Here is a 608-nt window from a genome sequence, read left to right on the forward strand (position 1 = left end):
GGCTGAAGCGGATTTGCCGGTTTTACGGAAGTGACCCGGTATTTATCTGCACATCGGCCACGATTGCCAACCCGAAGCAATTGGCCGAGCAGCTGACCGAGCAGGATATGGTGCTCGTCGACAATAATGGCGCGCCAAGCGGGAAAAAGCATTTTGTTTTTTATAATCCCCCAGTCGTGAACAAGCCTCTCAATATCCGCAGAAGTGCAGTGTTAGAGGCGCGCAGCCTTGCGATGGAATTTTTGCGCAATAAGATTCAAACGATTGTGTTTGCCCGTTCCCGCGTGAGGGTGGAAATCCTCTTGACCTATTTGCAGGAATTAGTTTCGAAACAACTGGGTCCAAAGTCGATAAGGGGTTATCGCGGCGGATACTTGCCGAAGCAACGGCGTGAGATTGAAAAGGGGCTGCGGGAAGGAAGCATTTATGGAGTGGTCAGCACAAACGCCCTTGAGCTGGGCGTTGACATCGGCCAGCTGCAGGTGTGTATCATGACAGGCTATCCGGGCTCCATCGCGAGTGCGTGGCAGCAGGCCGGACGAGCGGGACGCAGGCATGGTGAGGCCTTGATCATTATGGTCGGAAGTTCCAGTGCGCTTGATCAATAT

1 protein-coding gene is annotated in these 608 nt (G+C 53.3%); it reads left to right on the forward strand.

The genetic code is table 11. From position 1 onward, the window contains the following. The coding region (locus MXD58_RS31790; RefSeq protein ID WP_284678838.1) for a helicase-related protein at window positions 1-608 on the forward strand (608 nt) is incomplete at both ends.

It is taken from the genome of Frankia sp. AgKG'84/4 (assembly GCF_023242965.2).
In the GTDB taxonomy this organism is placed as follows: Bacteria; Actinomycetota; Actinomycetes; order Frankiales; family Frankiaceae; genus Frankia.